Origin of the sequence: Mucilaginibacter gotjawali, from assembly GCF_002355435.1 — a bacterium.
Classification (GTDB): domain Bacteria; phylum Bacteroidota; class Bacteroidia; order Sphingobacteriales; family Sphingobacteriaceae; genus Mucilaginibacter; species Mucilaginibacter gotjawali.
The window spans coordinates 5,213,689-5,240,505 of the sequence record NZ_AP017313.1 but is presented as its reverse complement, the minus strand read 5'-3'; the positions used below and the strand labels follow the sequence as shown (position 1 = coordinate 5,240,505).

Below are 26,817 nucleotides of genomic sequence, written 5' to 3'. Positions count from 1 at the left end.
CTATGAGGAGGCTCCCCTGGAGCCATAATTTTCAATTTTGTTTTTCTATAAACACGGGACTCCTCCGGAGTCTGAAAGGTAGGTTATTATTAGCTCCGGAGGAGCGGCCTGTCTATAGAAAAAATTTGTATCGTTTTGAAGGCTCCACAGGAGCCTCCTCTTTAAAAGCGATTTCTCTGTGTCCTAACTCATAAATTTTGGCAGAGAGGATAGATATCGCTAATTTGCCCTGTAATGAGACTAAAATATAATATCATTACGGGGCTGATTTTAACGGCCAGCGCCTTTGTTGCCAAAGCACAGAAGGTTACGCTTGATTATTATTTTAATCACGAAGTGCATCAGATGGCTTCCGGAAAAACAGAGCGGTATCATTATACATGGGAAGATAAAACAAACACCGGGTTTTCCATTTTTGGCGATGCTTTTAAAAGAGCAGGTGCCCATTTGGATACACTGGGTGCAGCGCCAACATTAAATAATTTAAAGGGAACTGCTATTTATATCATAGTTGACCCGGATACAAAAAAAGAAAGCCCCGACCCTAATTATATTGAGGCCAATGATGCCGGACAAATAGCCGCCTGGGTAAAAAATGGTGGTGTATTATTAATGTTAGCCAATGACAGCGCTAATGTTGAATTGCCACATTTTAATAACCTGGCGGCTAAGTTCGGAATGCATTTTAATGATGATTTGCAAAATCATGTGATCAATGATCAGCATTTTGATGACGGTGCAGTGGTGACTGCCGGAAATCCTGTTTTTAAAACCGCCCGTAAAATATTTATGAAGGATGTTTGTTCTATCGGCGTCAGCCCTCCGGCTAAACCAGGTTTGAAAAACAGCAATGGCGCGGTGATCATCGCCATTGCTAAATATGGTAAGGGAACGGTTTTTGCCGTTGGAGATCCATGGTTTTATAACGAATACATGAATGGCCGCCTGCCGCCCGGTTTTGATAACGACAAGGCCGCGAATGATATAGCGCAATGGCTCATCGCCCAAATCCCTAAATAAAAAATTTAAATATTTTCAAGCAGTGCTGCTGCCGCTATGTCCATAAACCACTCAATTTCGCCTACAATGGGTTCAATCAGCTGCGCCGGGTATTCTTCTATATCCTCGTCGTCTTCCAGTACATGGTGCACCGCAACAGCCTTGCCCTCGCCGTAAACTAAAAAGGCAATCTGTTTGGCCTCATTGATGAGCGGCGCATTCATGGTAATGCGGTAAACATTTTGATCAGGTAAAAAAACTTCGCTTACACCGGGCAGCCTGTCGTGTAAAACCGGGGTAAAAGGGAACAAAGATGCGGTATGCGAGTTATCGCCCAGGCCTAATAATACCAGGTCGAAACTCAGTTCATCTTCATCAAAAAAATCTTCAATCACTTCCTGGTACTTCGCGGCAGCCTCTTTGGGTTCAAGGCTTGTATCCACCGGGAAAATATGGTCAGGGTCGATCAGCAGCGGCGCAAAAAGTGCATTTTTTGCCATCAGGTAATTGCTGTCCTTATCGGTTTGCGGCACATTACGTTCATCCCCAAAAAAGAAATAGACTTTGTCCCATTCCAGCTTGTCCTCGTAATCAGAGGCCAGCAGTTCATATAGTTTTTTGGGTGAACTACCACCCGACAGCGCTACGGAAAACTTGCCTTTTGCGGCAATGGCTTCGTTTGCAACTTTAACAAAGTGCGCCGCCAGGGCAGCAAGCACTTCGTTTTCGTTATTAAAAATATTTAACTCCATTGAGGTTAGAGATTAGAGGTTGGAGATTAGAGATTAGTTAAGCCCGAAAGTCGGAAAAGTCAGTAAAGTCCGAAAGAAGCTTCATCTCGTCACTTTTAAAATTCTCCAACTAATCTCCAGTCTCTAATCTCTAATCTCTAATTAACTATTCAACTATTTCTTGCTAATTGGCAGTGTAAACCAGTTAAATCCATCCCTTGCAATCAGCGCTTCGGCAGACTCAGGGCCCCATGAATCAGCTGAATAATTAGGGAAATTCAAACTCTTTTTAGTTTGCCATGTACTTAAAATCGGCATGATCAGTTCCCATGCAGCTTCTACCTGGTCGCCGCGCATAAACAGCGTCTGATCGCCCAGCATGGTATCCAGTATCAGGGTTTCATACGCTTCAGGGGGCTGCGTGGTGTAGGTGCCTTTATAATCAAACACCATATCCACTGTATTCAGCACCATATCCAAACCCGGGCGTTTGGCCTGCACCTGTAAACGGATGCTCATTTCGGGCTGGATGCTGATGATCAGCCTGTTTTGCTGCCAGCTTTCGGCCGCTTCCGTAGGGAAGATCAGGTGCGGTACATCCTTAAATTGTATGGTTATTACCGATGCAGACTGGTGCATGCGTTTACCGGTGCGCACATAAAAGGGTACATTTTGCCAGCGCCAGTTATCTACAAAAAACTTAACAGCGGCAAAAGTTTCGGTGTTTGATTCAGGGTCAACTTTAGGTTCTTCGCGGTAGCCCGGCACTTCTTTGCCCTGCATCCAACCGCTTGCATATTGGCCACGCACGGCAGACATCCGCACATCATCTGGCCCAAACCTGCGCATGGCTTTTAAAACATCCACCTTGCGGTTGCGCACCTCATCAGCGTTAAAGCTAACCGGTGGTTCCATGGCTATGTGGCAAAGTAATTGCAGTAAGTGGTTCTGGATCATATCACGCATGGCGCCTGCGCCATCGTAATAATCGCCGCGCTCTTCAACGCCCAATTGCTCGGTTACAGAAATCTGTACGTGTTCAATGTAGTTACGGTTCCATAGTGGCTCCATAATGGAGTTGGCGAAACGGAAAGCCATAATGTTTTGAACGGTTTCCTTACCGAGGTAATGGTCGATACGATAGATCTGGCACTCGTTAAAAATACCCGAAAGTAATTTATTTAGTTCCTTGGCAGTTTCCAGGTCGTGCCCGAACGGTTTTTCTATTACTATCCTTACACGATCGGGGTCTTCGGCTAATTTTGCTTTGGAGATATTAGAGGCGATGATGGGGAAGAAGTTTGGCGATACGGCAAGATAGTAGATTACATTGGCCTGTGTCTTCCATTCGGTGTTATGCTCTTCTACCCGTTTTCCAAATTCTTTATAGGTTTCAAAATCATTGATATCTGAAACCTGGTAGTGGATGTTTTTTGAAAACTCAGCCCATTTTTTCGGGTCAGCCTTTCCGCTGCGCGAAAACTGGTTAATATCCTTTAACAGGTTCTCGCTGAATTGCTCGTCGGTAAACTTGGTACGGCCCGTGCCAATAATGGAATATTGAGCAGGCAGCCAGCCATCCAAAAATAAATTATAAAGGGCAGGGGCAATCTTCCTTGAAGTAAGGTCGCCGGTACCGCCGAAAATTATAAATACAGTTGGTTCTGTTTTTATGCTTGAGTTCATTTTTTCGTTTTTAGTAGCCATCTATATCTTTTCTACCCATTGTGTATGAAATACGCCCTCTTTCCCGATCAGTTCATAGGTATGAGCGCCAAAATAGTCGCGCTGCGCCTGGGTAAGGTTTGACGGCATCCTTTTGGTACGGAAATTATCAAAATAACTTAATGATGCTGTAAAAGCAGGCGCCGCTATACCGGCTGCAATTGTAGCCGATAAAACTGTCCGGGCGCCCTGTACGGTTTCGCTTACAAGGTCATGAACATGCTCATCCAGCAGCAGGTGTTCAAGTTTACTGTTCTTTTCGTACGCGTTGAAAATATCATTCAAAAATGCAGAGCGGATGATGCAGCCGCCGCGCCAGATCTTGGCTATCTCGCCAAGTTTAAGATCGTATTTAAATTCTTCAGAGGCCCGTTCAAGCATATGCATGCCCTGGGCGTAGCTGATGATCATGGTAAAATAAAAGGCCTGCTCAAGCGCTGTTAAAAACGCATCGGTATCTACCTTTAATACCGGTGCATCTTTGCTGTACAGATCAGACGCCTGTACACGCAGTGCTTTATATTTCGACAAGTCGCGCATTGAAACGGCGGAATCGATCGTAGGGATCGGCGCCTGCAGGTCCATGGCCACTTGCGAGGTCCATTTACCTGTTCCTTTTGCCTTGGCTTCGTCCTTTATATCATCCAATAAAAGATGATCGGTGCCGGGTGCTTTAAAAGCAAAAATATCTTTGGTGATGTCTATCAGGAAGGATTTTAATCTGCCGTCATTCCATTTGGTGAAAACTGCGCCGATAGCATCATTATCCATTTTAAGGCCGGTTTTCATGATCTCGTATGATTCTGCGATCAATTGCATCAGGCCATATTCAATGCCATTATGCACCATCTTTACAAAGTGACCGGAAGCGCCGGGCCCTATGTAAGTAACACAAGGAGCTCCGTCTACCTTAGCAGCGATGGCTTCGAAAATCGGCTTCATTACATTATAGGCATCCTTGTCGCCGCCCGGCATCATGCTGGGGCCGCGGCGCGCGCCTTCTTCACCACCTGAAACACCCATGCCAAAAAAATGGAGGCCAATAGCTTCCAGTTCATCCACGCGGCGGTTGGTATCAGTAAAATGCGAGTTGCCGCCATCGATCAGGATATCGCCTTTGTCCAAAAGTGGGGTAAGTTCAGCAATAACGCTGTCGACAATTTTACCTGCCGGCACCAGCATCATAATGGCACGCGGGGTAGTAAGGCTTTGCACAAATTCTTTTGCATCCCCAAAACCTTTAACATCCTTATCTTTTCCTTCTTCGTTCAGCGATGCAACTTTCGCTGCGTCTTTATCGTGCCCGGCCACGGCATAACCATGATCGGCCATGTTTAGCAGCAGGCTGCGGCCCATGGTGCCCAGGCCTATCATACCGAAAGCATATTTATTTGATGTATTGCTCATTTGGTTGGAATGTTTCTTGTTTAAGTTCTTCTAATATTCTTTTGGTTGATTCAAAATCGGTGTGCTGAAAAGCCCTGATGCCTAGTTTTTGGGCGGCCCTTACAAACATGATCCTGTCATCAAAATATACGCATTGGCTGGGCTGGGCCAATGCCACGCCCATTGCCAGGCTGAATATCCTTGGGTCGGGTTTGCGCATCTTTACTTCGCAGGAAGAAATGAAAGCATCGAAGCACTCATGCAGTTTGAATTTCTTCACCCGGTAATCATTCAGTTCCTTTCCCTCGTTATTGATAGAAATGATCCTGAAGCCACAGGTTTTTCGCCACTCCTTCAGCCATTTCAGGGTATCAGGCAATTCAACGCTTTGCTTATAGATGAACTCCTTAAAATCTTCCCTGGTAAAATCGCGCGGATGGTTAAAAACCACCGTATCCAGGTATTCATCCAAACTGATGCTGCCAATTTCATATACGTTAAATATAAAATTGTGCAGGGCGTTCACCTCTTCGTAATCAAGGCCAAATTTTTCAGCCGCCTCTTTTCGTCCTTCATGCCCCCAGCCATTGCTCAGCAGTACGCCGCCTATGTCAAAGAACAGGATCTTTACCGATGTAGCTTCCAAATTTTTTAAACTTTAGTTTTCTGGTCTTCAATAGCGTTCAGCAATTTCTCAAAAGGCTTGTTAAATTTATCAATGCCTTCGTCTTCCAATTGCTGGGTAAGTTTGTCCAGATCAATACCGGCTGCTTTCAGGCGGTCTAATGTTTCGGTTGCTTTATCCAGTCCGTCTTCCAAAACATTGGCGGCAATGCCGTGGTCGCGGAAAGCTTCAATAGTTTCCAAAGGAACAGTATCAACGGTATCTGCGCCGATTAATGCTTCAACATATTTGGTATCTTTAAAAGCAGGGTTTTTGCTGCTGGTACTTGCCCAAAGCAGGCGTTGTACTTTGGCGCCTTTGGCAGCCAATGCTTCCCAACGCGGGCCGCTGAATACTCTTTTGTAAATTTCGTAAGCTTTTTTTGCTGACGCGATGGCAACTTCGCCTTTCAGGTCGCCCAGGCTTTTTTCGTCCAGTAACGGGTCAACCAAAACATCTATGCGGCTTAAAAAGAAGCTTGCAACAGATGAAATGTGACCGATGTTATGGCCGGCTGCTAAATGGTCTTCCAAACCTGCTATGTATGCCTCTGCCACTTCTTCGTAACGTGGTAAGCCGAACAATAGGGTTACGTTAATATTGATGCCTTTGCCAATTGATTGCCTGATGGCTTGCAAACCGGGTTTTGTGCCCGGGATTTTGATCATCACGTTTTTGCGGTCAACGGCTTTCCAAAGTTCTTCAGCTTGTTTAGCAGTTCCTTCTGCATCAAGCGCTAAAAATGGCGAAACTTCCAGGCTTACATAACCATCTACGCCTTTTGATTCGTCATAAATCCCTTTAAAAAGGTCAGTGGCATTTTTAATATCTTCAATAGCCAAACCGAAGAAGATCTCTTCGTTGGTTTTGTCGCTGTCTGATAATTTGCGGATATCGGCATCGTAGTCCGAACTGCTGGTGATCGCTTTTTCAAAAATAGCCGGGTTTGAGGTAACGCCTCTTACACCGTCAGCATCGATCAATTTTTGCAATTTGCCCGAGGACATGATCTCGCGGTCGATAAAATCCAGCCAGATACTTTGGCCAAAGCTGTGTATTTGTTTTACTTTGTTTGTTTCCATGATGCTTTATTTTAGTCCGAAAGTCCGGTAGTCCGGAAGTCCGAAAGATATTTCTGTAATTAACTAATCTCTTTTTTCCAGTTCGTGCACTTTGCCCAAACGGCGTAAATGCCTCTCGGCAGCAGTAAATTGTGCATTTAAAAAAGCGGTGACATACTCTTCAGCAGCCATATTGCCGGTAACCCTGCCACCAAGGCAAAGCATGTTCAGGTCGTCGTCCTCAACGCCCTGGTGTGCCGAAAAATGATCATTGATGAGCGCTGCCCTAACGCCGTGTACCTTGTTGGCTGCAACTGAGGCGCCAACGCCGCTCCCGCAAACGGCTATGCCACGGTCAACTTCGCCGTTTGCTACCGCTTCGGCCAGCGGGATCACAAAATCCGGGTAATCGTCCTGGTTGTCCAGCTTGTAAGCGCCAAAGTCAATCACCTCATGCCCCAGCTTTACCAGGAAAGGATGAATAACTTCTTTTAGTTTATATCCGCCGTGATCGGCTGCAATTCCTATTTTCATATTCTCAGATTTGAGATTTGAGATATGAGATATAAGGCAAATCCAATTAGACTTGCCTCATATCTCATATCTCTAATCTTAACATTTTGTGGGAAAGAGTAGAATAGAAGACCGAAAATCTCACGTCTCACATCTAATTTCTCACATCTATATTAGAGTGCTTTCGCCCTCTTTACCACGTTATCCACCGTAAAGCCAAAATGCTTGTACAGCTCTTCTGCCGGTGCTGATTCGCCGAAAGTGGTCATGCCTAAAATGTCACCTTCGTCGGTAACATATTTATGCCAGCCCATTGGCGACGCCATTTCAACGGCCAAACGTTTTTTAATAGCCTTAGGGAACACGCTTTCTTTGTACGCAGCATCCTGTTTTTCAAATAATTCCCACGATGGCATACTTACCACGCGGGTTGAAATACCTTCAGCCTCCAGTTTAACCTGGGCCTCCATAATCAAAGCTACTTCAGAACCTGTTGCAATTAAAATAATTTCAGGAGTTTTACTTGCCTCTGATAATACATAGGCGCCTTTGGCTAATCCTGTAGCTTTGCCATATTTATCCTGGTCAAGGATCGGTAACCCCTGGCGGGTAAACACTAACACAACCGGGCCGCCTTTATGTTCAACGGCAACCTTCCATGCTTGTACGGTTTCGTTGGCATCGGCAGGGCGGATAACAGTGATCCTTGGTATGGAGCGGAGGGAAGCCAGTTGTTCAATCGGCTGGTGGGTAGTACCGTCTTCTCCAAGGCCGATACTGTCGTGCGTATAAACAAATATCGGGCTCACCTGCATAATAGAAGCCAGGCGGATAGGAGGGCGCATGTATTCGCTGAACATCAGGAAAGTCGCCCCGAAAGGAATTACCCCTGCGGTTAAGGCCATACCGTTTAATGCCGACCCCATGGCATGCTCGCGGATTCCAAAGTGAAAATTACGGCCTCCGCGATTTTCGGAAGTGAAGGAATCGAAACCCTTTAAATTTGTTTCTGTTGACGGGGCCAAATCTGCCGCGCCGCCAATTAAGTAAGGGATTTTTGCAGCAAGGGCGTTTAATGCTTTTCCTGATGCCACACGTGTTGCTACTTTAGGGTCAGTCGCTTTAAATACCGGCAGGTCATCCGCCCATCCCTTTGGCAGCTCGCCTTTGGTTGCCAACTCGTATTCTTCGGCAAGTTCAGGGAATTGTGCTTTATAATCGCTGAATAGTTTATTCCATTTGGCTTCTTTTTCGATGCCTTTTTCGCCTGCTTTATGATAAAATTCTTTTACCTCATCAGGCACGTAGAATGATTTCTCCGGATCAAACCCGAAGAATTGCTTAACCAGTTTTACTTCGTCGGCACCCAGCGGCGAACCGTGAGAACCGGCGGTGCCTGATTTATTGGGGCTACCATAAGCGATAAGTGAACGAACTCGGATCAATGATGGTTTTTGCGTTTCGGCTTTAGCATTGGTGATGGCCAGTTCCAAAGCATGCGTATCATTAACATCGGGCAGGTCCTGTACGTGCCATCCGTATGAACGGAAGCGTTCGCTAACATCTTCGTTAAAGGTAATATCCGTAGCGCCCTCTATCGAAATATGGTTATCATCGTACAAATAAATAATATTGCCCAGTTCCAGGTGGCCGGCTAACGAAGCCGCTTCTGAAGTTACCCCTTCCATCATGTCGCCATCGCTCACAATAGCGTAAACATGGTAATCAAAAAGGTTGAAACCAGGCTTGTTATAGCGTGATGCCAAATGTTTTTGCGCGATAGCAAAGCCTACACCGTTTGCAAAACCCTGGCCTAAGGGGCCGGTAGTTACGTCAACCCCGGGGCATAAACCATATTCGGGGTGGCCGGCAGTTTTGCTGTTTAACTGGCGAAAATCTTTAATATCGTCCAAGCTAAGGTCATATCCCGTAAGGTATAAAAAGTTATATTGCAGGATACAGGCATGCCCGCATGAAAGGATGAACCTGTCGCGATTATTCCAATGCGGATTTTTTGGGTTGTAGTTTAAAAACTTTGTCCAAAGCACATGGCCCATAGGCGCAAGCGCCATTGCGGTGCCCGGGTGGCCTGAATTTGCTTTCTGTACTGCATCGGCAGATAATATTCGTACGGTATCGATTCCTAATGTTTCTATGTCCTGTGTAGTTGCGTTCATTGCGTAATGTAATTTTATTTTAGTTTTGCTTTAACTGCTTTCTCTGTTGATTCGGGAATCAGGTCATTTACCCATAACCTGGTGCCACCCTTTATCCCGTCGGCGTTGGATACTATTTTCATATTCTTATCCAGCTTAAACGTTAACTTATCTGAATTACCGCCACCGATATATAAATAATCGTAATTAAATACTGTTTTTAAAACCTCGAAGACCTTTTGCATGCGGCGGTTCCATTTTTTATAGCCTTCCTTTTCGATGGCCACCTCGCCGATATATTTATCATAAGATTTTACCTTGCCTACAGGCTGGTGCGAAAATTCAAGGTGAGGCAGCAGGTTGCCATTATATAATAATGCTGTGCCGAAACCGGTGCCAAGGGTAATCACCAATTCGAGCCCTTTACCCCTTACTACGCCAAGGCCCTGCATATCTGCATCATTTACTACTTTTGTGGGGTGCCCCAATTCCTCTTCAAGTTTTTTGGCCAGGTCAAAATCCTTCCACAATTCATTACTTAAATTGGGTGCGGTTTTTATTACGCCTTCTTTTACATAACCGGGGAAGCCTACTGAGATCCTGTCAAATCCGGGGAAATCAATAACCAGCTTTTTGATCGCTGCGATCACGTTTTCAGGGCTGGCCGGCACGGGGGTGGGTACCTTTTCATAAGCTTTTTGCAGCTCGCCTTTTGCGTTTAAGATAGTACCCTTGATGTGAGAGCCTCCAATGTCCAAGGAAAGAATTTTTAACTGATCGGGAGTGGTTTCCATTAAAATGATTTGTTTTTAATTTTTATGCCTGGTAGAGCGTCTGGACAAAATTTGTTTTAACAAAACCGGCGGCTATCTATTTTTTTGAGTAATTGACCTGAAGAATTTAGCGGTGTAAATATCAAGATTTAATCATAATTAATTGTTAACAATTAACAGGAATATTCAACACCAAATAAACAACATTAACACAACAATAAGGTAATCTGTTTGTTTTTTTTTGCTTGAAAGGCAGGGTTTTGACAGGGGAATTGAATTTTTGAGAATAGCTGGTACTATCATTTTAAAAAAAGCAGAAAAGAATTACGAGGTTTTTAAAACTTCGTAATTCTGCCGGAGAAATCTTTCGGAAATTAAATCTTAAGCAAGTTCTCTCCCGCCTTTAAAGGATAAGTTTTTCCTTTCCAGATTAAAACACCCGATGTTTTTTGTGGCAGGTTGATACTGATCTTCCATAACGCACCATCCTGTATGTAGCTTACGGCAACTTTTCCGTTTGGATGCGGGATCTCACCAGACACATTTTTCAAATCCCCCAAATGCGGTTCAATCTTTACCTTACTAAAGCCGGGGGCATAGCTATCGATCCCCAATATCGTCCGGTAAAATTCAATGTTCGGGCTGGCGCCCCAGGCGTGGCAGTCGGAGCGGGCATTGGGCAGGTCGGAAATCTCGGCCCAGGTGCTTAAGCCATTGGCGATGTTTTTGCGCCAGATGTCCAGCCAGTTCAAATAATCATTTCCTAAACCACCTTTCACCAGGGCCTGGTGCATGTAATATTTAAAGTAGATGGTGCATGGGGTTAAGGAGGTATCGGTTAAGATCTTTTTGCTCAGGGCCATTTCCTCCTGCGGTTTCACCAACCCGGCCAGAATAGCCAAAGAGTTAGCATGTTGCGAAAACAAATCTTTGTCTTCGGTATCAGCATAAAGGTTTTTAGCCGCGTCCCAATAGTTGTTTTGAATAGTTTGTTTTAGTTGAGCTGCTTTTTCATGATAACGTTTTGCATAAGCCGGCATACCTATTTTGCTTTCCATATCGGCGGCCATTTGGTAGGCCAGCAATAATTGCAGATCAAGTATTGAAGAACCGCCTTTTGTGCCTATCGGAGGCTTGCCGCCATCCCAGTTTTTACCCTCGGCCCAATCTACAAAGGTCCAGTAAGGGGTGCCTTTTAGCGAACCATCGGGCTGTTGGTATTTGCTGAAAAAATCAAGCACCGACCGTTCGCCCTGCAGTTTGTCCTTTACAAAATTACTGTCGGGCCGGTACATCCAGTAATCATGGAGTACGCCGATATACCAGAGTGAAAAGGTCGAAATGATTTGCGGGCTGTATGACGGATGCCGGCTCAGCGTCAACCCCTCGGCGATCCGCGAATGGTCCATCAGGTTGATGGCGTTGCGCATCAGCCGGTCATCGCCGCTGTTATAGTAGGATACCATGCCCTGGATGCGGGTATCGCCGATATATTGCAACTGCTCATAATAAGGACAGTCCATATAAGTTTCCATAGCATCCAGCCGGGCAGTGCGCCAGCCGATGTCCAGGATCTTTTGCATTTCAGGGTTGCCGGTTTGCAGTTTGGCGTTCTGTTGGAACGGGTACCCTGTAAAAGTGCCGTAAATATCATCGATCACCAGCGGGTCGTCCTTGGTTTGGATCCTGAGGCGGATATACCGGTAGGTGCGCCAGTAAAGCGTATTGAAGGATTGACCGGCGGTTCCGTCCGAAATCACGCTATCGCGCCTCCCCGCAAAATCTTTGCCTTCCACATCATTGCGGTTGCCCTTGCGCGAACCATATTTGGCCAGGTTATCAAATAGTGACTCGTTATACATCAGCGACATGGCCGCGCCCTTACCATTGCTGAAATTTAAAGTAACATAGGCGCTGGTGAGGTAAGTTTGATCGAGTAGTAAAGTAGCCGTTGTATTGGCCGGGATAGTTATGGCTGTTTTAGTAGCAGGGAACGTTGACGGCACCGTGATCCCGTCTGCCTTGCGTAAAACCAGTATCCGCTGCAAAGTGCGCTCCATTTGCGGGATCACCGAAGGCACCAGCATCCAGCCAAATGCATCGGCAAGGCCTTTGGGTTTACCATGTTCCATTACACCGGCAGTGGGCCAGGCGGAGTCATCATAATCAGTGCCCATCCAGTTTTTAATGGTTTTGTTCATGTCCACCAGCTCGCCGGGTCCGGCAACGTAATAGGTTGGGTAACCAATGCCGGTGATGGGGGTATAAGCCTTATTTTGCAAACATTTCCATGAGCTGCCGGTGTTTATAATTTCTTCGGCAGTGGAGTTTCCCTGCAGGATAAAAGCAGTACGCAACGAGATCTGAGCCTCGGGCCGCACTTCAGCCTCATTCCAAACAATCGCCGTGACGCTGTTTTTCCCTGCTGTTAAATAAGGCGCCAGGTCGATGGTCTCATAGTTCCAGTAATAGGTATCCCCCCGTGCCGGGCCAACCGATACCAGTGTTCCGTTCACATATAGTTTATAACGGTTATCGCCCGATACTTTTACGATAAAGCTGGCGGGTTTCGCAGGCAGATCAATGCTTTTGCGAAAATAATAAACGCCATATTCCCTGCCGGGATCATTTGCCGGGCCTATCCAGTAAGCATTCCAGGGTTTGCTTAAAACGGTTTTATCATTGGCTATCTGGGCGGATCCCTGTTTTGCAAACAGCAAAAAGCAGGCTAAAAAAAAGGCAGTTAAATAAGTCCTCATCTTTTGGTTTATGAATGGACTAATTTAACTGCTTTTATTTAAGCCGTTGTACTGTACCGTGTAAATATTTTATGCCGGGCTGTTGGGTCTCCCTTTTGGCCTGCTTTTATTGCCCCATTTGCGTTGCTGTGGCCTTTTATTGGCTGATTGCGGCGCATGCTTAGCCATTTCGATACTTTTCAGCTCATCGGGTACTTCCATCAGGCGGATCGGCTTCTCTATCAGTTGTTCAATGCTTTTCAGCTTGCGCTCGTCGCGGTGGTTTACAAAAGTGATGGCAGTGCCGGTAGTTTCGGCACGGGCGGTGCGACCAATGCGGTGGATATAATCTTCCGGGTCGCCCGGTACGTCGTAATTGATCACCAGGTCAATCCCCTCCACATCAATACCCCGCGAAAGTGCGTCTGTACCAATAATAATGGGCAATTGCCTGTTTTTAAAGTTCAGTAAAATCTCCTCGCGTTCCTTTTGCTCCAGGTCCGAGTGAAAGGCTGACACATTAAGCCTGGCAGATTTCAGTTCCCTCGCCAGCGACTTCACAATTTCCTTGCGCGAGCAGAAGATCAATATACTGGTATAGCTGCCGTTTTTCAGCAGCATTTGCAGTAAAGGTGTTTTCTGCGCGTCGTGCACCCGGTACACTTGTTGGTCGATACCCACGGCCGGTTGCGAAAGCGCGATATTGATCTGCTGCGGGTTGTTTAATATTGATTTGGCCAGCGTGCGGATCCTCCCCGGCATGGTGGCCGAGAATAGCAGCGTTTGCCTGGTTTTGGGCAGGTAGCTCACTATCTTCATAATGTCGTCGTAAAAGCCCATGTCCAGCATACGGTCAGCTTCGTCCAGCACCAGGTGGGTTAAATGGTTCAGCTTTAATACGCCCGATGTAAGGTGCGCTATCAGCCTGCCCGGTGTGGCGATGATGATGTTTACATTGTTCTGGATCCCGCGCCGCTGCTGCTCGTAGGCAATGCCGTCGCCGCCGCCAAAAACCGCGATGGAGCTGATGCCTGTAAAATAGGCGAGGCCCTCCACCTGCTGGTCTATCTGCTGGGCAAGCTCGCGCGTTGGCGCAAGAATAAGGCAATAGCTATGGTGTTTTTGGGTTTTGCTGATATGCTCCAGCACAGGCAACAGGTATGCCCCGGTTTTGCCGGTACCCGTTTGCGCGCAGGCAATAATATCGTTTCCCGCTAATATAATGGGGATGGCCATTTCCTGTATTGGGGTAGGGGTATTGAAACCCATACTCAAAATGCCTTCTAATAAATGCTCGTTAAAATTGAATTCCTGGAATGTCACTATACTTTTATGGTGATGAGGTATGCAAGATAGGAAAAATTGTTGTGTAAACAGCAAATTGCGATAAAAGCGACACGGGCATTACATTAAACGCCATGAAAACAGCATGGCGGCGGCTTTACTCACCCGGTCATGGCTGCGCTACCCTGCCGGTTCTCCGCAAGCGAAATGTCATTAAGGTAAGCGGACAATGACGTTTATAAACGCGCTCCGTTGACTCACCCGGACGTTGCTTCGCTCGTCCGCCCTCTCTCCCGCAAGCGGCAAAGAGGGCGGAGAAAAATATATAAAGTTAAAACCTCCCCAACCCTTTTTATGGCCTGCCGTAGAGAGGGTCGACCAGCGCAGCGTAGTCGGGGTGAGTCCCCCCTGTGGAAATTACCGCCAAGGCCCGCCTACCTGGCACTGGTCCCGCGTTTATTACCGCCAATCTTTATCAATCATTATCATTAATTCCGTTATTTGCATCTTTATTTCCCTTTATACATATGGCAACAGAAGTTAAGTGTCCTAATTGTGGTTTTGGATTTCCGATTGAGGAAGTGATGGCCGAAGAATATAAAAAAGAACTGCAGGTAAAAATGCGCGACTATACCCGCCAAAAGGAAGAAGAATACCGCAAAAAGGAAACCGAATTTGTCAATAAAGAGCGGCAGCAGCAGCTTGCTTTTGAGCAGCGCCTCAACGACGAAAAAAAGCAACTACAGGCCATTATTGAGCAATCCCTGCGCAAAAGCATCGGGTCCGACTATGAAAATAAGCTGGCCCTGCTGCAGAACGAGAAAAACGAAACCGACGAAAAGCTCAAAGCCTCCCGCCAGAAGGAACTGGAGTTTATGCAAAAGGAAAACGCCCTTAAACAGCGCGAAGAAGAACTCGAACTTTCTGTACAGCGCAAATTGCAGGAGCAGCGCAGCGAACTCTCCGAACAGATCCGCAAGCAGGAAGCCGAGCGCTTTAACCTGAAGGATACTGAATACCAGCTCAAACAAAAAGAGCTCGAAAAGCAACTGGAAGACCAGAAAAAGCTGGTGGACGAAATGAAACGCAAAGCCGAACAAGGCTCCATGCAGCTGCAGGGCGAAGTGCAGGAGCTGATCCTGGAAGAATTGCTGCGCGAGAGTTTTCCATTCGACCTCATTGGCGAGGTGGGCAAGGGCGTGCGCGGGGCCGATTGTATCCAAACGGTGCGCAATAAATTCGGGCTGGAGTGCGGGCGCATTATTTATGAAAGCAAACGCACCAAGGACTTCGGCGGGGACTGGATAGACAAACTAAAAAAAGACATGCGCGCCATCGGCGTGGACGTCGCCGTTATCGTGTCGCAATGCTACCCCAAGGGAATGGATTGCTTTGGCGAAAAGGATGGCGTGTGGATCTGCTCCTTCGAGGAGGTGAAGGCAGTGGCCTATATCCTGCGGGATGGCATTATCAAGCTGGCCAACCTGGCTAAGGCGCAGGACAACAAAGGCGATAAAATGCACCTGCTGTACGATTACCTCATCAGCAACGAGTTCAGCGAGCAGTGGAAAGCCATCCGCGAGGGCTATATGAGCATGCGTATCTCCATCCAGAAAGAGCGCGACGCCATGGAGAAAATGTGGAAGGCCCGCGAAAAGCAGCTGGAAAAGGTGCTCCTTAACGCCGCCCATATCAAAGGCTCCATCGAAGGCATCGCCGGTAGTGACATGATCCATTTGGAACTGGGGGATGAGGATGATGCCCTGCTGTTGGAGTAGGAAATTGCAGGCCCTGGGTTTCCGCTAAATAGATTTTAAAACGGGAAATCCAACACTGTTTGGAGGGTGAAGCACCCGAACCACCCGGGACGGATGAATAAGCCTGGTACACCTGGTACGCTAATAAATTCTGTAATTTACTTGGATTTGTAAAGAAAAATCCGTATAAATTATCATTCAATTCTTTTGCTGGCGCCCCATTTGCCGGCGGGGTACGCGTTCAGGTAATCAACTATGGAAGCACGCCCGCCTTAGCGGGATTTGGGGCGACCTGTCAGCGTCCATATGCAGGGCTGCTTGCCGCCGCCACTGGCGACCGGCGCCCCTGGCTAAGCGATGGGCTGCACCCATCGTTGGTGTATTACGCCCTTTCAGGACTTAAAATTGGTTTACATCAGCCCTGAAAGGGCGCTACACGTTAAGGCCGGGCGAAGTCCGGCGGGTATCGCCCCCCCCGTCAGCGATCGCTGATCGCTGTCCGATTTCTATGATCTATGCAACTAATCTTTGATAATTATTTTCATATAACCTATTTTGCTTTACACAAGCGAAGATGCGTAGAATAAGCTTGTTTCTGACAGCATTTATAACGCTCATTTTATTCTTTTTTTCGATGTTTACCATGCGTTGGTAGTATAGTTTTATTTCCGGGTCACATTGTATAGCCACCATTGCTGCCAAATGTAAAAGCGTTTTTATTTTTTTGTTGGCCATATGGGATACCCTGGCTTTCTTTGTCACCTTGCCGGAATCATCTGTAAAAGGAGCCACGCCTGAATGACAGGCAAATTGCTTAGGGTCGCTAATGTCTTTAAATTCGTTAGTGGTTACCACAACCTGGACACCAGTTACCTTGCCGACGCCAGTCACAGACGTTACTATGGTAAATAAGCGTGTTAGTTCCTCGTCCGAGCGTATGATTTTATCCATAAGTTGATCGGCCTTTTTAAGATCGGCTTCAATGGCATTTAAAGTTTTTGCACATACCGATTCGTTTTGTTTGGCTATGCGCTTATTTACGAAGGCCCCGGTTTCTTTAAGCGGTGTTTGCAGCATTTTTTTTGCATCTATCAAGCGTGCGCGCGTGGTAGCAAGATGGGCCAATTGCTGGACAACTTCCCGTTTAGGGGTCCATAAACGCAATTCATCGCGGTTTTTGTAAGCATATTCAGCAATACGAATAGCATCTATCTTATCATTCTTCCCTCGGATATTACCCAGCGAATTCTTGATCTGGGTAGCTGCCTCCAAACAAATATTGGCTTTCTTTTTATGCAAACAGTATAGTAAATGATTGTTGTAGATCCCGGTATGTTCCATGCAGAAAACAGCGGTGTTTAAAGCAAATTCCGGTAGTTTGGATAACTCTTTAAGGAACGCAATAATGTCTTGTGGATTATTGGCGATCTCCTTGTGAAATAAAAGTCTCTTACCTTGCATAACGGCAAAGTCCAGTTCATTTTTTGATACATCCGTACCAACGAAATAGGTAAATTCCATAACTTTACTTTTAAATTGTTAATAACAGGGTTAACCGGTTTAAACACAATCAATACCTTACTAATGAGCCTGAGAACTCTAATTTCTATTTGATGCTTGTTTAAACAACTGACAGAGGATTAAATCGGACAATAGGCCTGAATACCTGGTAGTCTCTCTGAAGGCGCCTCTGTCAGTGTTAACCTTTTCAACAAAAATCATGGTTATTAACAAAAGAAAAAGAAGCAAAAAGAAAACTTCAACAAGCAATAACAACTAGATTTTATTGATTTGCTAATCTAAAGGAAGTTTGTAACTTCGGATGACTATGCACGTAGTCTGCGACTACACTAAAAAAACAAACAATCCACATCAATGATCTGGTCGATGCCGGCATAGTTAGAGGCGCTTGAATAAATATAATCTTCAGCGCGGTAAACCAAGCCGGCGCGAACAGGGTTATCATGAATATAATCTATTTTTTGTTGTGTAAATGCAGGCGTGCTTAATTCAATAGGATGGCTATCATGCTCCCACAGCTGATAGGTTTCGTTACGGGTGTGCTGCGAGGCGTAATATTTAAACTGGTGCAGCATCCATTCGCGGCGACTTTCGACGCCGCTGCCGCAAGCGTCCTCGCTTGTGGTCCGCGTTTAGGTAACCGGCTATACAAGCAAGCCTGCTTCAGCGGATGGCGGGCTGTACCTCTGGCTATGCGATGGGCTGCACCCATCGTTGGTGTATTACGCCCTTTCAGGACTTAAAATTGGTTTACATCAGCCCTGAAAGGGCGCTATACGTTAACGCCGGGCGAAGTCCGGCGGGTATAGGCACCTCTGTCAGCCCTGAAAGGGCGTAATACCTTTTACGCGGGGCGGAATTGCATCGCGGTTAATTTTTTGTCGCTGTAATGTCTCTGGCAGCATCTGCGTTGGCTTGTGTGTCCCAGAGACAGGCATAGCTGATTACCTGTCATCGGGGCGCGCATTTGCGCTTTTGGCCAGAACGTCAGACTCGCGCCTGAAAAAGGAAACCCGGAAAAGGCAGAAAGACGCTAAGCATAGCCAATCGGCACACTTTGTCAACCCATAGCAGGGTGAAGCCCGCCCCTTCACTTCCCCTTAAAATAAAAAACAATATGCAACACCGAAAGCGCTGTAAATGCCAAAGCCAAAATCGCTATGAAAACAATAACCATCACCGGCGTTTTTGGAAAAAACAATAACGCGCACAGCAAAGCTATACTGACGACAGTCCCACTGAAGGAAAGAAAAATGCAGGTTTTGCATTTTCCAAGTTTCCTTTTAAATGGTTGATTTGTTAGTTGACCGCAGCAAGCCATATTAATTAATTATTTAATTATTTACCAGCCGCAGGCCATTATTTTTTTATACCATACCCACAGCGAAATCAACGCCCAAATGGCGGCATACAGCGGGATGATGTAAAAACCAGCCACGCCGGCCCATGCAAGTATGCCAACAACTATACCTGTGCTTATGAAAGATACATTCAAAAACGCCTCCTGGAAATTAGTCCACTTTTCGCAATTTGTGGGGCAGCACCGCTGAACCCAGTATTTAAATAAAAGGTAAATAATCAGTGCACATAACAGCAGTATAAGGATAATGATGATAACGGCAAATACCGGCCCGACCGACCCTGACAACACAAAGAACAGCCAGCTCAAGGTGGATTTTGATAACATTAAAAAACCGACGAATGCTGCCAGCATAATTTCCCAAAGGGCTAAAAATAGCGTGCATTTGTTGCATTGCCGAGGGCAGGGCAGCCAGGTAAAATAAGAAATCAAGGCCAATATGGCGGCCCCCAAAGCAATAAACCAGATAAAAGAATCATAAGTGTTGACGATAGCCAGCACCAGCGAAATCAGAAACGTGGTGGCAAAAACCTCAAAGGCAATCCGGTTGGCTTTACATACGGGTTTCTCGCAAACCGATACGCAAAAGATGTCCGAAGCATCAGCGCAGGTGCTGCCCGGATACGAAATAGTTATGGTATGGTCGCCGCAGGTGTAATCGCCCTGCCAGTTCAAACTAAATGTACCCGACCCTGAACCCGCTGTGACCGCTGCGCCGTCAACCAACAACTGTGCCTGTACTATTGACGGGCAACCCTGTTTGATCATCGGGGTAACATGGGCGCTGATGGTAACATGTTTGGTTTCATGGTCCGCATTGCAAGCCTCGCTCACGTTGGTGTTAAATGAAACCGTAGCATTGGGGCAACAATCGCACGAAACGTCAAAAGTTTTATGGATAGCTCCGCAATTACCAGGATCTGTTAGTATAAGCGACACGGCATAACCCGTACCCGGCGGTAATACCAATGCAACGGTGCCGTTTAACGGCGATGAATTGACGATTGCGATGGACTGCCCCGGAAAAGATAAAACGCCTTTAATTGGCGGACAGGAAACATCGCTTGATAAGATAATACTGTATTCGATACTCAGGTTTACAGCCTGGGCGGTGCAGTTTCCGTAGATGTATTTTAAGTTTAGCTGCGGGCAACAGTCATTACAGCATGCAACGGCTACAGGCACGGCCTGCGGCGGGCATTCGCCCGATGAATTCACCACGTGCACTGTCGCATTGTACGTTTGGCCGCATTTATAAGTATGCGTTATTGTGGGGCAGATTACGTTTGTAGTGGTGCCGAACGGACCGAAGGAAACGTGTGGAGTGACAGTGCCATCGCCCAGATCCCAATACACGCTTACCGTTTTACAACTGCCTTCGAGGGTGAACGACGAACTAATTTCAATTTGCCTGGTGCCATCATCGTAGCATTGCCCAGGCTGGATATTGGTACTCACCACCGGGCAGCAGTTACACCGGATAGGCCCGTTAAATGTGGCCGTGCAATTTGGGTCTGAGCCACATGTGGCATTTACGGTGATTGGGGAGCCGCACACACATTTGGTCTGGATAGCAACACTCCAGTTTCCGCTTTGATCAACGGGTGCATAAAAAGGGCCGAGGTGGTTGTCCATACCGCAGTCAATAAACAACGTTATACGTGCGCACCCCGTTGCGGTCCCGTTTACGGTAGCGATGGTGTCTATCCCGGTATTTCCGGTAACATCTAAAATTGTAACTGAGCACATAATTAATTTCCGGTCGAGAAATAAGGTTTATAAAGTTTAGAATTTTCCATAAGGTAGTGGTTTTCAATGAAAAACAAAAATAAATCGGCGGAATTTTTTTGAGGGTTAAGTTCCCGGGGCGCGTGTATGCCGGGATAGTCTGCGCGGTCGCGTGCCCCGCTAACAGGTATATCCATCTAAATCATTTTGAGGCAGGATAGCTTAAAGGGCCGAAGAATATATTTCTACACCCTTTTTGGTTTTATCATCCCGGGTGTTCGGAAGATCTGAATCACCGCCAAAACTCCCTCCCAATGGGAGGGGTGCGGCCGGCTGTGAAGTGGCGGGGAGGGTTTCTCTTCAAGCGCGAGTCTGCTGCGCCCGTGCTACCGGCTATGCGATGGGCTGCACCCATTGTTGGCGTATTACGTCCTTTTCAGGACTTAAAATTGGTTTACACCAGCCCTGAAAGGGCGCTACACGTTAACGCCGGGCGAAGTCCGGCGGGTATAGGCACATCCTGCCAGCCCTGAAAGGGCGTTATACACGGGACGATATGCATCACGGTTAATTTTTTTCTCGCCGTAACGCTCCACTCTTCAAGCGCGAGTCTGTCGCTCAGGCCGAAAGCGCAAAGGCGACTCGTGCTCAGCTGACAGGTAGCCCGCCGCGCTCCACTACCAGGCATTGGCAAAAAACGCTGACGCTTTTTGCAGGCTAATCTTTTTTGTCTTTGCGCGGAGAAAAACTACCTATTTACCCGCTTTCCGAAGTTTGTAACTTCGGACGACTATGCGCGTAGTCTGCGACTACACTAAAAAAACCACCCACCTCAATAATCTGGTCGACACCGGCATTTTGGAGGCGCTTGAATAAATAATCTTCGGCGCGATAAACCAGGACCGTATATTTTTTAAATAAATTTGCAATAAAGTAGCAAATATGCTACCTTTAGATAATGAAGGTTAAGGAATTACTTAAATTGCTAAAAGACGACGGCTGGCTGGAAAAAGACCAGAAAGGCAGTCACCTGCAATTGGTAAATCCTAACAAACCGGGGAAAGTGACAGTTCCGGTTCATAAAGGAGATATTCCAAAAGGAACATTACAAGCGATTTTAAAACAGGCGGGGTTAAAATAAGCCCCCAACCTTTATTTGTTGTTTTATTTAAAACAACCGTTTGCTTGCGTGAAAAGCGTAAAAATTTGAAACAATAAACAAACGCTCATTGGCTATAGCCAAAATAAAGCGAAAAAAACACCATGGACGTGCAAAAGATTGAACTCATCATCGAAAAAGGTGAAAACGGAATTTGGGGAAGGGTAAATTATAATGATAACCTGATTGTGGAAGAAGCCGATAACCTGGATACCCTGCAACTGAATTTAAAAGGGCTGTTAAAAGATTTCGAGGGGCTTGAACCCGAAAGCGTAGTGTTCGACATCAGGTATGATGTTTATGCGCTTTTCCGCCAATTCGATTTTTTAAATATCAGCAAGGTGGCAAAACATGCGGGCATCCACCCCGGATTACTGCGCCAATATGCTTCCGGCGTAAAACACCCCTCATTAAACCAGGCAAAAAAGATTGAAGAAACGCTGCACAGGTTGGCTGATGAAATGCAAAAAGCTTCGGTTTATGTATCTTGATAGACGCCTCTACCTATTCACACTGCATATACAAAGCACCAAAATGAACATTTTTGTGAGTATTTGAATTCAGCGCCGATCCCGTAACAAATATTCCGTTTTTGCCGGTGAAGACAAACTTATCTATCTGCGATGCGCCGGTGTAAGTTTTACCATCGGTTCCTAAACTTTGTATTACCCAGGTCATTTTGCCATCGGCGTCAATTTTTGCCAGGAAGCTATCATTATTGCCATGCGCGGTTAATGTTTTTGAGGTGCCGGCAGGGTTAAAGTTTACACTGCCATTAAAGGTGCCGGCAATATACAGGTTGCCGTCGGCGCCTGTTTTTACCAGTTTAAAAGGCGGCACCTTTATCGACCAGGCTTTTGTATTACCGCCGGTGTATTTGGTTATGGTTGTGCTGTCGATATTGTAAATATTTGTTTTACTGTCGCAAAACACGGTTGAGCGTTCGGGGACAGCTATTTGCCGGGTATTTACCAGTTTTGAATTTAGGTCATATTCATCTGCAATGGCAGTATAACCTGCCGCGTAGTAAATATCATAAAAGCCGCCTGATGGCAAAAACTGGTAACTTGCTGTACTAAAACCTGTAGATATTTGTTTTACGTGCGTCAGCTTGCCGGTTTGATCGAAGGTGTACATCATATTCCCGCTGCCCGGTTGAACCTGCACCGTCGGGTCATTATACTGGTTATCAAGCGGGGCGCTGATATCGTCTGCCGCTACATGCAAAATGCCGATATTGCTCACCCCCAGGCTGGTAAAAGTAGCATCCATGGCATAGTAAATATGCTTGCTCCAGGCGGTATCGCCGGAGCTGTTATATTTAGTGGCGTTTACGATACTGTGCCAGGGAGAGTCAAGAATTGTAAAATAACCAATATACACCTGCTGCATCGAATCAACAGCAATAGCTGATTGATAACCGGTGATGGCCGGTTTAGTGTACACCTGGTTACCAAGCGCATCAAATTTATACAAGTATCCCTGCGCAATTCCTGCAATACCATTTGTTAAATTGGGGTCGGTAAATTCCTGTGAAGTGTTTTCGATATACACATTGCCTGGCAGATCAGCTGCTATTTCATCATAAACAGTGATCAGGCCGCCGTCAACTATTAAATAATCAGGCAAAATATTTTCCTTAAGCAATTGGGGGCCATTGCATGGCGGCGTGGGCGGAACGGTTTTGACATTATTTTTTTTGCACCCTGTAGCCATTATTAAAACGGCAAACAACAAGGCGGGCAGTTTCCGGGCTTTCATATTGTGTAATTGGCTAAAACGATTTAGTATAATAACATAAAGGTATATTATTATATATCAAAAACAAAAATTACGGGTATTTAAAACAGTGCAGCCGCTGTAAGAAAATTGGCTGCTGCCCCCGCCCTGGGCGGCTCCGGCGCCGGGGGGCTTTTGGCTCTCCGAAAAATAATTAACTTTTTTTGTGATTTTTCGTGCACCTTCCCTACTAATTGGATATAGTAAGATTTAAATGCACAGTAAAGAAGCTTTTATCAGGATTATAAAAGAAAACGAGGGCCTTATTTATAAGGTGGCCAGGGTGTACACAAACAGCAAAGAGGACGAGCAGGATTTGTACCAGGAAGTAGTATATCAGTTATGGAAATGTTTCGGCACATTCAGAAATGAATCTAAAATAAGTACCTGGATGTACCGCATCGCTTTAAACACCGCCATCGGCCATTTAAATAAAGAGAAAAAGAAAGGGGACCGTGTACCCATTGATGAGGGCTTGCTAAATAAGCCCGATATACAGGACACCACCATGCAGGAGCGGAGCGAAATGCTGTTTGCCCTGGTAAAACAGCTGAACGAAATAGAAAAAGGTATTGTTCTCCTCTACCTGGAAGGAAAAACGTACGACGAAATAGCCACGATAACGGGGTTTACCGCAAGCAATGTAGGCACCCGTTTAGGCAGGATCAAACAAAAATTGGCAGTTCAAATAAATTAAAAATAAGATGGAATTAGAAGAAATGAAAACCCTGTGGGGAGAAATGTCGGCCGAAATGGAAAAACAAAAAAAATTAACCGATTCATTAATTATCAAAATGACACAAGTAAATTATAACCATAAAGTAGCTAAGATCTGGGTGCCCGAAGCAATAGGCTCAGCCGGATGTTTTGTGATAGCAGCTTATATACTTATAAATATGGGGGCACTAAACACCTGGTATTTGTTGGTTTGCGGTATTGTTTCGGCCCTGTTATTGATCCTGATGCCCACGCTTACTATCAGGTCAATTTTTAAGATCAGGTCAATCAATATTTCGGCTAACAGCTACAAGGAATCATTAATAGCCTATTCAAGCAGTAAAAAGCAAATTGTGTCTGTTCAAAAATTGAAATTTTATCTCGGGGCTATCCTCATGCTGGTAAGCCTGCCGGTAATGAGCGAACTTATTGGCGGGAAAGATATTTTTAAAATAACCGGTGTGTGGTATTGGTACCTTATTATTTCGCCAATTTATTATTGGTTTGCCACAAGATGGGTGTCCCGGTGTTATCTTAATGTGCTTGCCGGCGCCGAAAATATTTTAAAAGAAATAGAGGCGTAAAGAAAGATCAACAAACCGGGACAAAACAATAAATATTTTTAAAACAGCTTATTATGATCACTTTTTTTAAAAGGCTGCTGCTCATGTGCCCGATTGTGTTTTTCCTGCACCTGTTTATTTGGGTAAAACATCACCGGCACCCGGCAGTGCAATTTAAATATCTTCCGTTGTTTGAGTTTTGCAGGTTCGCGCGCCTGTGCACATAGTGAGCAGTTGCGTTAAAAAAACAACAATCAACCCTTCAATAGCATTTCTTTATTACCTTAGCTAAAACCTATTGCCGTATATGAAATTTATCAAAATATTGCTGCTGGCATTTATCCCCGCGATGGCATTTGGCCAGTTAAAACTTTCCGGCTGCAAATGTGCTGCATCCAAGTATGCTGACAGCAAAGCAGATACGGTATTTCAACTTCCCGGTAATGTTGCCATTGCTTTATGCGGCGCCCAAGAAAAAAACATCATTAAAGGCAAAGTATTATACCGTGAATTTGTGCTTTCGGTATGCGGGGCAAAGCAAATTATCAAATTTTGGGAGGCCGTGAAAATTTGTAATGTAAAAACAGCCAATGGCGAATTGCTGGTGCAGGAGTTGGTTGATCTGCCGGTGGGTAAGGATATGACATACAACGAAACCGTTTGGACAACGGAGCATATTTATTTTTCGAAAGGTAAATTGGTCCGCGATTCAGTGATCAACCGGCGTATCCCTAAATATAGCGCCAAACAGGTGAACAATGTATTAAACCTTTATCAATACACGCCAAATATAAATAATGAGGCCACGATTAACCTGGCTGACAAGCTATTCATCAGCGCGCTTTCGGGAAGCGCGAAGGCAAAAGCTTACCTGGTTAATTTCAAAAAAAATTTACGATGCTTGATGGGGTCAACCTGGAAAACTATGATACCCTGTTGCGCAGGCTGCGCAGCTGGGAACAAACTGCGAATTAGCGCTGTTTTATGATGTGATAGTAGCCGTTGTCTGAATTTGCAAACTTTGGGTAACGGATTTTAATATCGAACACCGAACGACCAATTTTGAATTATGATTAAGCATTTCAACATTCGGCATTCAACATTCATTATTTGTTATTAAATTTTCTTTTGGCTTGTAAGGTCCTTGATATCGCCAGAATCCCTTACCCCGTCTTCACCCCAAACAAATAACCCACCAGCGCCGTGATCCCCATCGCTATCGTCCCCCAAAAGCAGATCCGGATCATGCTTTTGACTATGGCCGAGCCGCCTGCTTTTGCTGCAACAGCGCCCGACAGGGCCAGGAATACGGTGGCAAAACCATATAAAAATATTTCCATCAGGTGTACCGGCGCTAACAGGGATACAAAAAAGGGTAAAATGCCGCCTGATATAAAAGATGCCCCCGAGGCCAGGGCCGCCTGCAGCGGTTTCGGCTGCGAAAATTCGTTAATGCCCAATTCGTCTTTGGCGTGGGCTTCCAGGGCGTTGTGTTTGGTCAGCTGTTCCGCCACCTGCAGGGCCAGCTCACTGTCTAACCCCCGTTTTTTATAAATTTTTGCCAGTTCTTTCAGTTCGATCTCGGGCATGGTGTCCAGTTCTTTCTTTTCCCGAACTAAATCTGCATTCTCAATATCCGATTGCGAACTCACCGACACATATTCACCTGCCGCCATTGACATTGCGCCTGCAACCAGGCCCGCAAGTGCCGCCAGGACTACCGGGCCCCGGGTATGGCTGGCCGCCGCTACGCCAATAGCTATACTGGTGGTTGAAAGGATGCCGTCATTGGCGCCCAAAACAGCCGCCCGCAGCCAGCCGCTCCTGTTTGAATAATGTTTTTCTAATTCCATTTTTTAGTTTTAGCGTTTTCAGCAGCTTGCCGATGCCCGCAATAGTGTAAAAATCAATAAAAATTATTGAATGTCGCCGGGTGTAAAATAAAATAGCTAACGAAAAGCCCGGCTTGATTTTACAAACCGGGCTTAGTTTCAACTTCACTTACCCGAAAATTCTTGTTGGCTTAGGTTAGATAACTGTAGAATCCCGCCTGATCAGGCCAAGTATAATAGCGATAACCGCTATTACCAATAAAATATGAATCAGGCCGCCTGCCGCGTAAGCAAATGTGCCGATAGCCCATCCAATGATGAGGATAACTGCTATTATGTACAAAATTGATCTCATGATGTTTTTTTTAAGT

Annotated in this window: 24 protein-coding genes; 7 read left to right on the top strand and 17 right to left on the bottom strand. The window is 45.8% G+C overall.

The features are described 5' to 3' along the window. The first annotated feature begins 234 nt into the window (after nucleotides 1-234). Entirely contained in the window at nucleotides 235-1,020 is a 786-nt protein-coding gene (locus tag MgSA37_RS23050) for a hypothetical protein (RefSeq protein WP_096355431.1), read from the top strand. Between the two features lie 5 nt (nucleotides 1,021-1,025). Here the strand turns inward: MgSA37_RS23050 and pgl are convergent, their stop codons facing one another. The 10 genes from pgl to MgSA37_RS23000 all read right to left on the bottom strand — a co-directional run bounded on the left by pgl (nucleotide 1,026) and on the right by MgSA37_RS23000 (nucleotide 14,069). Further along, nucleotides 1,026-1,751, bottom strand: coding sequence for a 6-phosphogluconolactonase (gene pgl, locus MgSA37_RS23045; RefSeq protein WP_096355429.1), 726 nt, complete (start codon nucleotides 1,749-1,751; stop codon nucleotides 1,026-1,028). A gap of 153 nt (nucleotides 1,752-1,904) precedes the next feature. Next, the gene (gene zwf / locus MgSA37_RS23040) at nucleotides 1,905-3,416 is read right to left on the bottom strand and encodes a glucose-6-phosphate dehydrogenase (protein WP_096357697.1); all 1,512 of its coding nucleotides are present in this window, start codon (nucleotides 3,414-3,416) and stop codon (nucleotides 1,905-1,907) included. A 21-nt stretch (nucleotides 3,417-3,437) separates the two neighbouring features. Then, on the bottom strand, nucleotides 3,438-4,862 hold the full coding sequence (gene gndA, locus MgSA37_RS23035) for an NADP-dependent phosphogluconate dehydrogenase (RefSeq protein ID WP_096355427.1): 1,425 nt from the start codon (nucleotides 4,860-4,862) through the stop codon (nucleotides 3,438-3,440). Next, nucleotides 4,843-5,487 carry an HAD family hydrolase gene (locus MgSA37_RS23030; RefSeq protein WP_096355425.1) on the bottom strand — a complete coding sequence of 215 codons (645 nt, stop codon included), beginning with the start codon at nucleotides 5,485-5,487 and terminating at the stop codon, nucleotides 4,843-4,845. The genes gndA and MgSA37_RS23030 overlap by 20 nt, the downstream gene beginning before the upstream one ends. Before the next feature lie 5 nt (nucleotides 5,488-5,492). Beyond that, nucleotides 5,493-6,587, bottom strand: coding sequence for a transaldolase (gene tal, locus MgSA37_RS23025; protein ID WP_096355423.1), 1,095 nt, complete (start codon nucleotides 6,585-6,587; stop codon nucleotides 5,493-5,495). Between the two features lie 63 nt (nucleotides 6,588-6,650). Beyond that, complete coding sequence (locus MgSA37_RS23020; RefSeq protein ID WP_096355421.1) at nucleotides 6,651-7,100, bottom strand: RpiB/LacA/LacB family sugar-phosphate isomerase; 450 nt, start codon at nucleotides 7,098-7,100, stop codon at nucleotides 6,651-6,653. Nucleotides 7,101-7,252: 152 nt separating this feature from the next. Next, nucleotides 7,253-9,256 (bottom strand): transketolase, encoded by a 2,004-nt coding sequence (gene tkt / locus MgSA37_RS23015; RefSeq protein WP_096355419.1) that lies wholly within the window; start codon nucleotides 9,254-9,256, stop codon nucleotides 7,253-7,255. A gap of 14 nt (nucleotides 9,257-9,270) precedes the next feature. Next, the gene (locus MgSA37_RS23010) at nucleotides 9,271-10,029 is read right to left on the bottom strand and encodes an ROK family protein (protein ID WP_096355417.1); all 759 of its coding nucleotides are present in this window, start codon (nucleotides 10,027-10,029) and stop codon (nucleotides 9,271-9,273) included. Between the two features lie 353 nt (nucleotides 10,030-10,382). Next, nucleotides 10,383-12,767, bottom strand: coding sequence for an alpha-L-rhamnosidase-related protein (locus tag MgSA37_RS23005; protein WP_096355415.1), 2,385 nt, complete (start codon nucleotides 12,765-12,767; stop codon nucleotides 10,383-10,385). A 69-nt stretch (nucleotides 12,768-12,836) separates the two neighbouring features. Then, entirely contained in the window at nucleotides 12,837-14,069 is a 1,233-nt protein-coding gene (locus MgSA37_RS23000) for a DEAD/DEAH box helicase (protein ID WP_172885363.1), read from the bottom strand. 488 nt (nucleotides 14,070-14,557) lie between these two features. On the opposite strand from MgSA37_RS23000, the gene MgSA37_RS22995 reads away from it, so the two are divergent. Continuing rightward, nucleotides 14,558-15,808 (top strand): DUF2130 domain-containing protein, encoded by a 1,251-nt coding sequence (locus tag MgSA37_RS22995; RefSeq protein WP_096355411.1) that lies wholly within the window; start codon nucleotides 14,558-14,560, stop codon nucleotides 15,806-15,808. Between the two features lie 492 nt (nucleotides 15,809-16,300). On the opposite strand, the gene MgSA37_RS22990 is transcribed toward MgSA37_RS22995, so the two are convergent. From MgSA37_RS22990 to MgSA37_RS22975, 4 genes are all read right to left on the bottom strand, one after another. Continuing rightward, nucleotides 16,301-17,308: an IS110 family RNA-guided transposase gene (locus tag MgSA37_RS22990; RefSeq protein WP_096349728.1), complete on the bottom strand. Its 1,008-nt coding sequence runs from the start codon at nucleotides 17,306-17,308 to the stop codon at nucleotides 16,301-16,303. Nucleotides 17,309-17,637: 329 nt separating this feature from the next. Next, nucleotides 17,638-17,883 carry a hypothetical protein gene (locus MgSA37_RS22985; RefSeq protein WP_197706190.1) on the bottom strand — a complete coding sequence of 82 codons (246 nt, stop codon included), beginning with the start codon at nucleotides 17,881-17,883 and terminating at the stop codon, nucleotides 17,638-17,640. 515 nt (nucleotides 17,884-18,398) lie between these two features. Next, the gene (locus MgSA37_RS29800; RefSeq protein WP_096355409.1) at nucleotides 18,399-18,629 is read right to left on the bottom strand and encodes a DUF3624 family protein; all 231 of its coding nucleotides are present in this window, start codon (nucleotides 18,627-18,629) and stop codon (nucleotides 18,399-18,401) included. Nucleotides 18,630-18,650: 21 nt separating this feature from the next. Beyond that, on the bottom strand, nucleotides 18,651-20,417 hold the full coding sequence (locus tag MgSA37_RS22975; protein ID WP_096355407.1) for a PKD domain-containing protein: 1,767 nt from the start codon (nucleotides 20,415-20,417) through the stop codon (nucleotides 18,651-18,653). A 937-nt stretch (nucleotides 20,418-21,354) separates the two neighbouring features. Between MgSA37_RS22975 and MgSA37_RS22970 the strand changes: the two genes are divergently transcribed. Beyond that, entirely contained in the window at nucleotides 21,355-21,537 is a 183-nt protein-coding gene (locus MgSA37_RS22970) for a type II toxin-antitoxin system HicA family toxin (protein WP_096355405.1), read from the top strand. A gap of 122 nt (nucleotides 21,538-21,659) precedes the next feature. Next, nucleotides 21,660-22,046, top strand: coding sequence for a helix-turn-helix transcriptional regulator (locus MgSA37_RS22965; RefSeq protein WP_096355403.1), 387 nt, complete (start codon nucleotides 21,660-21,662; stop codon nucleotides 22,044-22,046). Nucleotides 22,047-22,059: 13 nt separating this feature from the next. Here the strand turns inward: MgSA37_RS22965 and MgSA37_RS22960 are convergent, their stop codons facing one another. After that, entirely contained in the window at nucleotides 22,060-23,316 is a 1,257-nt protein-coding gene (locus MgSA37_RS22960) for a hypothetical protein (protein ID WP_096355401.1), read from the bottom strand. A 232-nt stretch (nucleotides 23,317-23,548) separates the two neighbouring features. On the opposite strand from MgSA37_RS22960, the gene MgSA37_RS22955 reads away from it, so the two are divergent. From MgSA37_RS22955 to MgSA37_RS22945, 3 genes are all read left to right on the top strand, one after another. Beyond that, nucleotides 23,549-24,031 carry an RNA polymerase sigma factor gene (locus MgSA37_RS22955; protein ID WP_096355399.1) on the top strand — a complete coding sequence of 161 codons (483 nt, stop codon included), beginning with the start codon at nucleotides 23,549-23,551 and terminating at the stop codon, nucleotides 24,029-24,031. 7 nt (nucleotides 24,032-24,038) lie between these two features. After that, nucleotides 24,039-24,635, top strand: a complete 597-nt coding sequence (locus tag MgSA37_RS22950) for a hypothetical protein (RefSeq protein WP_096355397.1) — start codon at nucleotides 24,039-24,041, stop codon at nucleotides 24,633-24,635. A 286-nt stretch (nucleotides 24,636-24,921) separates the two neighbouring features. Beyond that, nucleotides 24,922-25,602, top strand: coding sequence for a hypothetical protein (locus MgSA37_RS22945; protein ID WP_096355395.1), 681 nt, complete (start codon nucleotides 24,922-24,924; stop codon nucleotides 25,600-25,602). Nucleotides 25,603-25,777: 175 nt separating this feature from the next. Here the strand turns inward: MgSA37_RS22945 and MgSA37_RS22940 are convergent, their stop codons facing one another. Continuing rightward, the gene (locus MgSA37_RS22940) at nucleotides 25,778-26,467 is read right to left on the bottom strand and encodes a VIT1/CCC1 transporter family protein (RefSeq protein ID WP_096355393.1); all 690 of its coding nucleotides are present in this window, start codon (nucleotides 26,465-26,467) and stop codon (nucleotides 25,778-25,780) included. A gap of 175 nt (nucleotides 26,468-26,642) precedes the next feature. Beyond that, the gene (locus MgSA37_RS28400) at nucleotides 26,643-26,801 is read right to left on the bottom strand and encodes a lmo0937 family membrane protein (RefSeq protein ID WP_157750691.1); all 159 of its coding nucleotides are present in this window, start codon (nucleotides 26,799-26,801) and stop codon (nucleotides 26,643-26,645) included. Between the last annotated feature and the right edge of the window lie 16 nt (nucleotides 26,802-26,817).

Coding starts and splice junctions, on each gene's coding strand:
- MgSA37_RS23050 (WP_096355431.1), top strand. CDS start 235: ATGAGACTAAAATATAATATCATTACGGGGCTGATTTTAACGGCCAGC.
- pgl (WP_096355429.1), bottom strand. CDS start 1,751: ATGGAGTTAAATATTTTTAATAACGAAAACGAAGTGCTTGCTGCCCTG.
- zwf (WP_096357697.1), bottom strand. CDS start 3,416: ATGAACTCAAGCATAAAAACAGAACCAACTGTATTTATAATTTTCGGC.
- gndA (WP_096355427.1), bottom strand. CDS start 4,862: ATGAGCAATACATCAAATAAATATGCTTTCGGTATGATAGGCCTGGGC.
- tal (WP_096355423.1), bottom strand. CDS start 6,587: ATGGAAACAAACAAAGTAAAACAAATACACAGCTTTGGCCAAAGTATC.
- MgSA37_RS23020 (WP_096355421.1), bottom strand. CDS start 7,100: ATGAAAATAGGAATTGCAGCCGATCACGGCGGATATAAACTAAAAGAA.
- tkt (WP_096355419.1), bottom strand. CDS start 9,256: ATGAACGCAACTACACAGGACATAGAAACATTAGGAATCGATACCGTA.
- MgSA37_RS23010 (WP_096355417.1), bottom strand. CDS start 10,029: ATGGAAACCACTCCCGATCAGTTAAAAATTCTTTCCTTGGACATTGGA.
- MgSA37_RS23005 (WP_096355415.1), bottom strand. CDS start 12,767: ATGAGGACTTATTTAACTGCCTTTTTTTTAGCCTGCTTTTTGCTGTTT.
- MgSA37_RS22995 (WP_096355411.1), top strand. CDS start 14,558: ATGGCAACAGAAGTTAAGTGTCCTAATTGTGGTTTTGGATTTCCGATT.
- MgSA37_RS22990 (WP_096349728.1), bottom strand. CDS start 17,308: ATGGAATTTACCTATTTCGTTGGTACGGATGTATCAAAAAATGAACTG.
- MgSA37_RS22985 (WP_197706190.1), bottom strand. CDS start 17,883: ATGCTGCACCAGTTTAAATATTACGCCTCGCAGCACACCCGTAACGAA.
- MgSA37_RS29800 (WP_096355409.1), bottom strand. CDS start 18,629: ATGGCTTGCTGCGGTCAACTAACAAATCAACCATTTAAAAGGAAACTT.
- MgSA37_RS22975 (WP_096355407.1), bottom strand. CDS start 20,417: ATGTGCTCAGTTACAATTTTAGATGTTACCGGAAATACCGGGATAGAC.
- MgSA37_RS22970 (WP_096355405.1), top strand. CDS start 21,355: ATGAAGGTTAAGGAATTACTTAAATTGCTAAAAGACGACGGCTGGCTG.
- MgSA37_RS22965 (WP_096355403.1), top strand. CDS start 21,660: ATGGACGTGCAAAAGATTGAACTCATCATCGAAAAAGGTGAAAACGGA.
- MgSA37_RS22960 (WP_096355401.1), bottom strand. CDS start 23,316: ATGAAAGCCCGGAAACTGCCCGCCTTGTTGTTTGCCGTTTTAATAATG.
- MgSA37_RS22955 (WP_096355399.1), top strand. CDS start 23,549: ATGCACAGTAAAGAAGCTTTTATCAGGATTATAAAAGAAAACGAGGGC.
- MgSA37_RS22950 (WP_096355397.1), top strand. CDS start 24,039: ATGGAATTAGAAGAAATGAAAACCCTGTGGGGAGAAATGTCGGCCGAA.
- MgSA37_RS22945 (WP_096355395.1), top strand. CDS start 24,922: ATGAAATTTATCAAAATATTGCTGCTGGCATTTATCCCCGCGATGGCA.
- MgSA37_RS22940 (WP_096355393.1), bottom strand. CDS start 26,467: ATGGAATTAGAAAAACATTATTCAAACAGGAGCGGCTGGCTGCGGGCG.
- MgSA37_RS28400 (WP_157750691.1), bottom strand. CDS start 26,801: ATGAGATCAATTTTGTACATAATAGCAGTTATCCTCATCATTGGATGG.